Below are 7,404 nucleotides of genomic sequence, written 5' to 3'. Positions count from 1 at the left end.
CTCTTCGGCAACACCTGATTTCTCGATTGTCCTGTCGAACCTATCGATCGCCTCAGTGACATGTTCGGCCAACGGCTCGGCTTGTTTCTCGACGGGGATAAGCCTGAACTGGCCGAACAGCATCAGCAATGGTGCGGCCGCGGCAAGGATCGGGTTTGCCGCGGAATATCTGACACTGTCCCTGACATTGAGCAGGGTCTCCTGCCGCAGAGCTGCCTCGGAAGCGCCGCTTCCTGCCGAAGCGGAAGGGGCTCCTTGATAAATCACTGTCCCGGATGCCCAGCCCGGCGGTGTATGCCGGCCGATGCCGGGATCGAATACGGTCGAATTCTTAATCAGCGAGGTTTGCCCGTCATCCGCGACGGGCACTTGAGGGACCGGCGCCGGTTTTCGCTCACGCCGTGGAGGGGCGCGAATGACGGTCTTGCCCGCCGGGCCGAAAGGATCGTCCTTCGAACTCATGGACGATCGTCCGTGCAGGCGGTGTGCCCGCGACTGGGTGAGACAGGCGCAAAACGGTTTCTCGTCAGGTGAAGGAAACGCAACCCCTGCCGACCCTGACAGTGTCCGGAGGAAGGTAGGCTATATCTTACTATCCCGCCGAAAGATGACATTTGCCGCAGACCCCCAGGTCGATCAGCCTTAGCCGCTTAGCGAATTGTCGTATGCGATCGTAATCTCACAAACTCTCGATTGGAACCGGATGCCGCGCACCAAAGAGGTTTTCTTCGTCGACTTCAGCCTCGCATCCCCCTTTGGGCCTGTCTATTTCTGCTTGTCGGCCTTGGCATAGGCCTCGCTGAAATAGGCCAGAAATATGTCCAGCATGCCGTTCTCGTGGGCTTCCTCCATGGTTCGCCAGGTCGCGACAAAAGCGTCCCAGGCCTGGCTTTTCTTCGACGAGAACGATGTCGGGGGGAGTTTCTTTCCGATCGCCTCGGGCGACAGATCGTCGAGCAGCCGCGACAGCGCAGCTTGCATGGCGGCATAGGTGGCGAATTCGTGCGTCTTGAGATCGCGGAATGCATCTTCGATGCTGCGCCTGGCATCCAGATAGCCGGCCCTGCGGCGGGCGAACATGATTTCGAGGATGTCGTCGGTTCCCGGGACGAACTTCAGGGGGTTGTTGTCGGCGGCGCTAATCATCGTCCGTTGTGTGCTCTTGGCCAGTATTTTCGCGGCCGCGCGCGCTTTCAAAAGCATGGTCAGTTCCTCGACCACAGTCCGCAGGACCGTGCCGATTTCGGCGGCAACTTCAAGCGGATCGCGCGATTGAAGCAATTCCGGCGAGATGCCGGCCGCGATCGCGATTTCCCGCAGCACTTCGTCTCTGGTCGAGGGTAGAGGCGGTTGCGACGAGAACGCCGGAGCCGGAACCCGCTGCCCGGACTGTTGCTCCGAAGGAGTGAAGAACGGCTCGGCGGCGAATTCGAGCGGCCGGCCTGTCGCGGCCGGCATTTCTCGTTGTGTCGAACTGATATGGCCTGTTGTGGCGCGCTCGTCGTCGATCGATACGAAGATGACATAGCGGCCGATCAGCACCCGGTCGCCATGGCTCAGCCGATGCGGGCCGGTCATGCGCTGGCTCGATCCGTTGATGTAGGTTCCGTTGCGCGAGACATCGTGCAGCCAGAAAGCGCCTGCCTCGTAGCGAACCTCGCAATGCCGGCCGGAGATGAACTTGTCGGGGTCCGGCAAGGTCCAATCACAAGCCTCGCGTCCGATTTCGAAGCCGCGATCACGCGCCGCGTAACTGGTCGAGATGCCCGCAGGCAAGGCGTCGACATTGTTGATTTGCAGACTGATATACATCGAGGATCGCCGTCGAACGCTGATCGATACTCCACATTCTAGCAGTTTGCACATCCAACAGGACAGCGGCGTTTCGAGCCAATGCGGCAGGGTAAGGTTTTTCCGCTGTGCATCTCTTTGGTCGGCCGGACAACATGTGGTAGGCTCAACATAGCCTGGTGCGGCGGGCCAAAAAGTTCCTGGATGCGGGAACTTCAAACCCACTGCCGGCGGCCGCGTCCAGGAGGGGCACGACCCATGCCGAACGAACGTGCCACGGTTGTGCAAACACCGGTTGGCGCCGAGCTGTTGACCTTCACGCATCTTGTCGGTCGCGATGAGATCAGCCGTTGTTTGGCCTATACGGTAGGGTTCGTCAGCCCCAGCCCCGATATCGATCCGCTGAAGATGCTGGGGGGTGTCGTTTCGGTGGAAGGCGAATCCGATCCGAAACGTTGGTTCAGCGGCCTTGTGTCCGAGTTTCGCCTGACCCGCATAGAAGACCGGCTGGCCTACTACGAAGCGGTCGTCAGGCCGTGGCTCTGGTTCCTCGGCAACACCACCGATTGCCGTATTTTCCAGAACAAGAGCGTCGTCGACATCGTCAAGGACGTCTTTAAGAAATACAGCACGGCGGAGTTCGATCTGCGTCTGCAGGGTTCCTACCCTCCGCGCGAATACTGCGTGCAATATGACGAGACCGATCTGGATTTCGTCCAGCGGCTGCTCGAGCATGAAGGCATCCTGTATTTTTTCGAGCATGACGAGGGCAAACACACGCTTGTCCTGACCGATGCGATGAGCAAGCTGAAGCCGGCGCCGGGCTACGAGCAAGTACCTTATCATTTTGAAGGGCAGGGCTCCCGGCGCGATGTCGAATACATCACCGAATGGATACCGGGCAGTTCGGTGCGTCCGGGCGCCTATGCCCACACCGACTATGATTTCAAGAAGCCGGGCGCCGACCTTATGGCCAAGTCGGCCCAGCCTTTCAGTCACAAGCTGGCCGCCGGCGAAAACTACCGCCAGCCCGGCGCGCATCTCGAAGTCGGCCGGGGCGACAACCTGGCCGCGATCCGACGCGAGGAAATCCAGGCCGTCCACCAGCGTATCGCCGCGGTCGGCACCGTGCGCGGCCTGTTTTCGGGCTGTACGTTCAAGCTCGATGGCTTTCCGCGCGAGGACCAGAACCAGGAGTATCTGGTGGTCAGCGCCGAATACAGGCTGTTCGATCCGGGATACAGAAGCCATGCCGACGTCGACAGCGAGAACTTCAAGGTGATCCTGGGCGTGGCGCCGACCGCCTTGCCCTATCGTCCGCCACGGATCACGCCCCGACCGATCATGCGTGGGCCGCAGACGGCGACCGTGGTCGGTCCGTCAGGCCAGGAAATATTCACCGACAAATACGCCAGGGTGAAGGTGCAATTCCACTGGGATCGCCTGGGCAAGAAGGACGAGAACAGCTCCTGTTTCGTGCGGGTCTCACAGACCTGGGCCGGCAGCGGCTGGGGCTTCATCCAGATACCGCGCATCGGCCAGGAGGTGATCGTCGACTTTATCGAAGGCGACCCTGACCTGCCGATCATCACCGGCCGGGTCTATAATGCCTCGCAGATGCCGCCCTATGGCCTGCCGGCGAGTGCCACGCAATCCGGCTGGAAGTCGGACTCCTCGCTCGGCGGAGGCGGCTACAACGAGCTGATGTTCGAGGACAAGGCCGGCTCCGAGCTGGTCAATTTCCAGGCGCAGAAGGATCACCACCTTCTGATCAAGCATGACCGAACCAAGCTGGTGCAGCACGATCAGTCGGACCGCATCGACCACGACGCCAAGCATTCCGTCGGCCACAACCTCGACGAGGACGTCGGCAACAACAAGACGGTCAAGGTCGGCGTCGACCAGACCACCGATATCGGCAACAACGACACCGAGACGGTGGGCGTCAATCGCTCGCTTACGGTAGGGTCGAACGAGACGATCAATATCGGGTCGAACTCGACGGAGACGATCGGGTCCAATCACACGCAGACCGTCGCGATCGTCCAGACCATTACGGTCGGCGCCGCCCGTGTCGACAGCGTCGGAGCATCCGAGACCAGGACCGTGGGTGGCCCGCAGGCCAATACAATCGGCGCGACACGGTCGGTTACGGTGGGTGCGGCGCAGAGCCATAGCATTGGTGCCGACGACAACTGGTCGGTTGGCGCGAACCAGAGCGTGCAGGTGGCGGCGGATCAAAGTTTCAAGGTCGGCGGAGCCCATTCCTCGCAGATCGGCAAAGGGCGAAACGCCAAAATCGCCGAGGACGACGCGACCAATGTCGGCGGCGCGCGCTCCCTGAAGATAGCCAAGGGAAGCCTTGTCGAGATTGGCGAGGACGGTGCCATCAAGATCGGCAAAGATTTGTTGATCGAGGCTGGCGACTCCATCGTGATCAAGTGTGGCTCGGCCGCGATTTCGATGAAGAAGGACGGCACCATCAATATTGAAGGCAAGGACATTTCCGTCAAAGGCTCGGGCAAGATCAACGTGAAGGCTTCAAGCGACATCACGATGAAAGGTTCGGAGATCAAGCAGAATTGAGGGCGGCTGGATGACCAAGACTCGGAAGCGGATCGAAGGGGTGATAATCGGAGTTTTTCTCGGCTTCGATGACGAAGCACCGCTCGTCGTATTCCCGGGCAATACAAGGGAGACCGCGGTAAGAGCCCGAAGCCTGGCCGAAATGAGTTCGGATATGATCGGCTCCGAGGTCGCGCTCCTGTTTGAAGACGGAGATGTTGGTCGACCACTGATTGTGGGGCGCATTGTAGAGCCAAGCCGCAAGCCGCGGTCGCAAGTCAAACGCGACGGCGAACAGGTAAGGATAGTGGGTGAAGAACGAATAGAATTGCGCTGTGGTAAGGCCACGATCATCATGGAAAAAGACGGCCATATCATTATCCGCGGCACATACGTTACGAGCCACGCAAGCGCCACCAACCGTATCCGTGGCGGCTCGGTGAACCTGAACTGATGGCAGCGCCGATCTTGCGCGAGATCGTCCGCCAGCATGCCGAAATGGCGGCGTTTCTATGGACGATCTACGACCATCACCTGCTCCACCCCGAGGAAAATCCGGAGATGGACGAAGTGCGTCTTGCCCGCTTGATTGAAAGGTTGGAGGCTCATCTGGACGGTTTGCGGGTAGCCGGAGATCAAGGTCGAAAAATTGCGCAGGAGCGCTTTGAGGAGTTCTCGGAAGCGGGTGAACTCTTCGTGTTGCGGATGCTGGCCGCACCAAAACCGATCCAGATTGTGGATCTGGACCTTCCCAAAGTTAGAGAATATCTGGCGGTGACCCTGAAACAGAACCGATGACCCCCATCCTATCGGTAGTTGTTGATGTCGACCGTTCGAAGGAAGATATTGCCGTCATAGCCCATTTCGAAACCGGACCAGTCAGTGCCGTCGAACAGAAAGAATTCGTGCCAGCCTGCAACAACAAGAAATTCCTCGGTCGCGTTCATGGTAAAACCTTGTTCCGTTTCGAGCAGAGGCACGAGTTCGCGTCCCTTCTGCACCGAAACGCCGTAGCTCATGTCCGACCAGTAGCGTTTGCCGCGGAACTCGCAGATATCGTAATAGTCGACCTCGTCGGCCTTCAACGCAATCAGCTGGCTGTCACGCAATTCGTAGGCTGCCCCGTTCGCCCCGCCGAGATAGACCTCACCCTGAGGTCCGGCCAGGACGGTATTGAAATTCTCCTCGACGCCCACATCGATACGATTCCAGCGCCGTCCGTCGAGTCTCAGCAGAAGCCCGCGGTCGCCGGCGCAATACACCGGACTTCCGTCACGACCGTGGATATCGTTGAGCACGGCTTCGTCGAAGGTCTCCAACTGCCCCCATTGGCCCCGCTCACGCAGATAGCTTACGCCAAGATCTCCGATCGCAAAGATCCGGTCGCGCGATGGGGCCCACAGGCGCGTCAGTGCGCCTTCGCGCAGTTCCGTGCGTGATGCCGAACCAGGCGGAAGGTCGTGGATGATCCCTCCAAGCTCAAGCGCAACATGGTCTTGCGGCCCAAAACTGACATGGGACCGGATCGCGTCCTCGATCTGAAGCCGTGCATTGAAACGAATGGTCGCCCCAAGCTCAATTTCCAGGAGATAGGACCGGCTGAATTCGTCATCGGGATCGCTCAGTTCGAAACTGGCGCTGAAGCGATTGCCGCCGTGATGATATCCGTCCACGGCCTGGACATCGATTTCCTCTGGGTCAAAGTCGGCGATCGTTTCGGGCTCACGCATCACTTCTTCCTTATCGGTTTTGCCAGTATCTGGGCGGGGGTCGGTTTCGGGGCTCTGGCGCAATCGATGAGGTAGTCGATGAGCACGAGCTTCAGGCATTCGAGCGCGTCGTCTTTCTCCTTTTTGGTGCAGCTCTGCAGCTTCTCGTGATGGTCGCCGACAGCCTGCTGCACCTCCTTGATCGCATCGCCTAAGGTCGGACTGCGCTTCTTCTTCAGGAAATCGCGGACTTTCTTTGTCTTTTTGTTGTGCGGCGAGCCGCGTTTCGACCCAGAACCGGATTTGCGGTATCCGGTCTTGGTTTTCTTGTAGGACTCCATGCAAACGCAGGGCGCGGTGTTGACGTCGTAATTTCCCCAGCCGGAATAGTTATCGCCGCCGCGACTCCTCTGGAACATCTGATTTTCAAAGCAGTGCTCGGATTCCGTCGGGTGCGCACAGTCGGAATCCTTGTGTTGATGCACATATATACCCACGTTATTTAAAATCGTTGCACAGTCCTGCCCACTGACAGTTATGGCGGCCGTGTGCGGCCATGTAACCGTATTGCCAGTCGGCGATGCATGGTTGTTTGTGGCAAGATCTGTCATACGTATGACAGGCTCGCCATCAAACTTCACATCGTTAGACCATGAGTTGAAATACCCCTTTCCCGTATTTTTCGATGTGATGACACCTTTCTTTGCGGCACAGCCAGCCTCCGTCCCAGACGTTCTGGACAGGTCGGATTTGTTCTTGATGTTGACGGTCTTGCCGCCGATCTTGACGGTGCCGGTCCCTTGCTCTGTGTCGCTGCCCAATCCGAAACTAGGGTAGGGGATGGGCACGCCGGGCGGCGTTGCGGGGTTTTCCGGAGGTGTAAAGCAAACATCCGGGAATGCGGCGATGGTCTGGGCGTTCACGGCTTTGCCGGAAATTTCCAGGCCGTTGGCAAACACCCCGCCCATTACGCGGCCCTCGATGCCACGATAGCTGCGCCGCAGGCGCCGGCATCGTTCGATGCCTCGATCAAAACCGGATTTCCGGCAGCGTAGCCCTTGCGTGCCGCGGTGAAAGCCATGCCAAGCATGAGTGGCACCACGGCAGCTCCGACATTGCCGAGGGACTCGCCTGGCGACCAGATGTCTTGAAACTCATGCCTTCCTCGCAGTAAGCGCAGGCTGGCAAGAGCGCTTTGCTTGAACCAGTACTGTTCTCCTACGAGGTCAGCGATCCGGTACCCGAGCCGGTTCATTTCGATACCGGTTTCTTCGAATGCCGCGCGATAAGCAGCCGTCATGCCGTCACCGCGCAAAGGCAAATCTTCAGTGTTGTAGAT

6 protein-coding genes and 2 pseudogenes are annotated in these 7,404 nt (G+C 58.9%); 3 read left to right on the top strand and 5 right to left on the bottom strand.

Annotated elements, in window-relative coordinates; all coding sequences use genetic code 11:
- Window positions 1–462: pseudogene (locus tag EOC06_RS41410) on the bottom strand (type VI secretion system protein TssL); the annotation flags it as partial.
- Between the two features lie 303 nt (window positions 463–765).
- Window positions 766–1,812: a type VI secretion system-associated FHA domain protein TagH gene (gene tagH / locus EOC06_RS00130; RefSeq protein ID WP_128306785.1), complete on the bottom strand. Its 1,047-nt coding sequence runs from the start codon at window positions 1,810–1,812 to the stop codon at window positions 766–768.
- Window positions 1,813–2,049: 237 nt separating this feature from the next.
- On the opposite strand from tagH, the gene EOC06_RS00125 reads away from it, so the two are divergent.
- Genes EOC06_RS00125 through EOC06_RS00115 form a run of 3 tightly spaced genes read left to right on the top strand, consistent with a single transcriptional unit; the run spans window position 2,050 to window position 5,154 of the window.
- Window positions 2,050–4,377 (top strand): type VI secretion system Vgr family protein, encoded by a 2,328-nt coding sequence (locus EOC06_RS00125; protein ID WP_127380212.1) that lies wholly within the window; start codon window positions 2,050–2,052, stop codon window positions 4,375–4,377.
- Between the two features lie 10 nt (window positions 4,378–4,387).
- On the top strand, window positions 4,388–4,810 hold the full coding sequence (locus EOC06_RS00120; RefSeq protein ID WP_128306784.1) for a DUF6484 domain-containing protein: 423 nt from the start codon (window positions 4,388–4,390) through the stop codon (window positions 4,808–4,810).
- Entirely contained in the window at window positions 4,807–5,154 is a 348-nt protein-coding gene (locus EOC06_RS00115) for a hypothetical protein (protein ID WP_127318107.1), read from the top strand. The genes EOC06_RS00120 and EOC06_RS00115 overlap by 4 nt, the downstream gene beginning before the upstream one ends.
- 8 nt (window positions 5,155–5,162) lie before the next feature.
- On the opposite strand, the gene EOC06_RS00110 is transcribed toward EOC06_RS00115, so the two are convergent.
- The 3 genes and pseudogenes from EOC06_RS00110 to EOC06_RS41405 all read right to left on the bottom strand — a co-directional run.
- Complete coding sequence (locus EOC06_RS00110) at window positions 5,163–6,086, bottom strand: hypothetical protein (RefSeq protein ID WP_127329093.1); 924 nt, start codon at window positions 6,084–6,086, stop codon at window positions 5,163–5,165.
- A complete protein-coding gene (locus tag EOC06_RS00105; protein ID WP_128306783.1) occupies window positions 6,086–7,033 on the bottom strand; it encodes a DUF4150 domain-containing protein in 948 nt (315 codons plus the stop codon). Before EOC06_RS00105 ends, EOC06_RS00110 begins: the two co-directional genes overlap by 1 nt.
- Window positions 7,033–7,404 (bottom strand): annotated as a pseudogene (locus tag EOC06_RS41405) (3-oxoacyl-ACP synthase); the annotation flags it as partial. The pseudogene EOC06_RS41405 and the gene EOC06_RS00105, both read right to left, overlap by 1 nt.

The sequence above is a fragment of the Mesorhizobium sp. M7A.F.Ca.MR.362.00.0.0 genome, from assembly GCF_004023175.1.
Classification (GTDB): Bacteria; Pseudomonadota; Alphaproteobacteria; order Rhizobiales; family Rhizobiaceae; genus Mesorhizobium.
Note: the sequence above shows the minus strand (reverse complement) of the source record. Positions and strands in the feature narration are given on the sequence as shown.

Excerpts from the sequence above, each read along its gene's own strand:
- tagH (WP_128306785.1), bottom strand. The coding sequence starts at position 1,812 with ATGTATATCAGTCTGCAAATCAACAATGTCGACGCCTTGCCTGCGGGC.
- EOC06_RS00125 (WP_127380212.1), top strand. The coding sequence starts at position 2,050 with ATGCCGAACGAACGTGCCACGGTTGTGCAAACACCGGTTGGCGCCGAG.
- EOC06_RS00120 (WP_128306784.1), top strand. The coding sequence starts at position 4,388 with ATGACCAAGACTCGGAAGCGGATCGAAGGGGTGATAATCGGAGTTTTT.
- EOC06_RS00110 (WP_127329093.1), bottom strand. The coding sequence starts at position 6,086 with ATGCGTGAGCCCGAAACGATCGCCGACTTTGACCCAGAGGAAATCGAT.
- EOC06_RS00105 (WP_128306783.1), bottom strand. The coding sequence starts at position 7,033 with ATGGGCGGGGTGTTTGCCAACGGCCTGGAAATTTCCGGCAAAGCCGTG.